The following is a 2,500-nucleotide window of genomic DNA, read 5'->3' on the forward strand; positions in this document are numbered from 1 at the left end:
ATTTGGTTGCGGGGGCAGGATTTGAACCTGCGGCCTTCAGGTTATGAGCCTGACGAGCTACCGGGCTGCTCCACCCCGCGTCACCAGCGCAAATCGCGATGCGATTTGTCGCGTCAGAGCAAACTCGCAGAGTTTGTCTCACCACAGCAAGTCGGCTTCGCCGGCTTGCGTCATCAGCGTAAACCCAAAGGGTTTATCGCGTGTAAGGTGGGCACCTTTCGGGGTTAACCCACCTTGGACATCTGTTTTCAGAAGCGACAAAGGCCGCTTGGAGCGGCCTATTGTAACACGGCTTGGCCGTTTTGGCGTAAACCTTTTGGGTTTATCGCGTTTGATCAGAGAAGATTTGAAGGATGTGACGCATAAATTGCTTGAGCAATTTAGCGTGAGTTGCGTTTGGCAGACCTGGCAGCGACCTACTCTCCCGCGTCTTAAGACGAAGTACCATGGGCGCAGGGGCGTTTCACGGCCGTGTTCGGAAAGGGAACGGGTGCAGCCACCCCGCCATAACCACCAGGTCGGCAAAGCGCAACTTCGGGCTAAACCTTGCGGATTTAGCCCGTTTTGAGAAGCTGGTGAGGCCAGAAGCCTCGTTTTATCTTAGTGAACACGTCGTTGGTGCGTTTCCGGTCGAAGACCGCAAGCGCAAAGCGCGTCGCCGGAGGTCCGGCGCGCCGTCCGCAGCGTAGCGATCGAAGATCGCGGCAGCGTGAGGACAAAACTCAATGCAGATGAACGTTTACGTTCGTCTGATGAGCACTGGCAATGGGAACGATCAAGCCAATCGAGCTATTAGTACCGGTAAGCTTCATGCGTTGCCGCACTTCCACACCCGGCCTATCAACGTGGTCGTCTTCCACGGCTCTGATAGGGAACACTCGTTTCCAGGTTGGTTTCCCGCTTAGATGCCTTCAGCGGTTATCCATTCCATATATAGCTACCCTGCTATGCCCTTGGCAGGACAACAGGTCCACCAGAGATATGTCCATCCCGGTCCTCTCGTACTAGGGACAGATCCTGTCAATATTCCTACACCCACGGCAGATAGGGACCGAACTGTCTCACGACGTTCTGAACCCAGCTCACGTACCGCTTTAATTGGCGAACAGCCAAACCCTTGGGACCTGCTCCAGCCCCAGGATGCGATGAGCCGACATCGAGGTGCCAAACAACCCCGTCGATATGGACTCTTGGGGGTCATCAGCCTGTTATCCCCGGCGTACCTTTTATCCGTTGAGCGATGGCCCTTCCACGCGGGACCACCGGATCACTATGACCGACTTTCGTCTCTGCTCGACTTGTCAGTCTCGCAGTCAGGCGGGCTTATGCCATTGCACTCGACGACCGATTTCCGACCGGTCTGAGCCCACCATCGCGCGCCTCCGTTACTCTTTCGGAGGCGACCGCCCCAGTCAAACTACCCACCATACACTGTCCCGGATCCGGATAACGGACCGCGGTTAGACATCCATGACGATAAGGGTGGTATTTCAAGGATGGCTCCACAAGAACTGGCGTCCCTGCTTCAAAGCCTACCACCTATCCTACACATGCCGACACGAATGCCAGTGTAAAGCTATAGTAAAGGTGCACGGGGTCTTTCCGTCTGACCGCAGGAACCCCGCATCTTCACGGGGAATTCAATTTCACTGAGTCTATGTTGGAGACAGCGGGGAAGTCGTTACGCCATTCGTGCAGGTCGGAACTTACCCGACAAGGAATTTCGCTACCTTAGGACCGTTATAGTTACGGCCGCCGTTTACTGGGGCTTCGATTCAGAGCTTGCACCCCTCCTCTTAACCTTCCAGCACCGGGCAGGCGTCAGACCCTATACGTCGTCTTGCGACTTCGCAGAGCCCTGTGTTTTTGGTAAACAGTCGCTACCCCCTGGTCTGTGCCACCCTCACATACTTGCGTACATAAGGGTCACGCTTCTTCCGAAGTTACGCGTGCAATTTGCCGAGTTCCTTCAACATAGTTCTCTCAAGCGCCTTGGTATACTCTACCTGACCACCTGTGTCGGTTTCGGGTACGGTCTATACGGTGGAGCTATTTCCTGGAACCGCGTCCCCGCCCACACAATCCAATAAGTGTGAACAAGTTAAGCAATCCGTCACTACCACCAGGCCCACGAATATTAACGTGGTTCCCATCGACTACGCGTGTCCGCCTCGTCTTAGGGGCCGGCTAACCCTGCTCAGATTAACTTTAAGCAGGAACCCTTGGTCTTTCGGCGAGAGGGTCTCTCACCCTCTTTATCGTTACTCATGTCAACATTCGCACTTCCGATACCTCCAGGACCCCTCACAGGTATCCCTTCACTGGCTTACGGAACGCTCCGCTACCACTCCTCAAAGAGGAATCCTCAGCTTCGGTGCATGGCTTCAGCCCCGTTACATTTTCGGCGCAAAGACCCTTGACTAGACCAGTGAGCTGTTACGCTTTCTTTAAATGATGGCTGCTTCTAAGCCAACATCCTGGTTGTTTTGGGATCCTCACA

The 2,500-nt window shown here is 54.6% G+C and carries 1 tRNA gene and 2 rRNA genes (1 of these 3 cut by a window edge); all 3 read right to left on the reverse strand.

The features are described from left to right. Positions 1 to 3: 3 nt before the first annotated feature. Positions 4 to 80 (reverse strand) — tRNA-Met (locus HGP17_RS33280). Between the two features lie 323 nt (positions 81 to 403). Further along, positions 404 to 518: ribosomal RNA gene (gene rrf / locus HGP17_RS33285) — 5S ribosomal RNA — on the reverse strand. Between the two features lie 253 nt (positions 519 to 771). Continuing rightward, positions 772 to 2,500: ribosomal RNA gene (locus HGP17_RS33290) — 23S ribosomal RNA — on the reverse strand (it continues 1,131 nt past the right edge of the window).

It is taken from the genome of Rhizobium sp. P38BS-XIX, assembly GCF_012641435.1.
Taxonomy (GTDB): domain Bacteria; phylum Pseudomonadota; class Alphaproteobacteria; order Rhizobiales; family Rhizobiaceae; genus Rhizobium.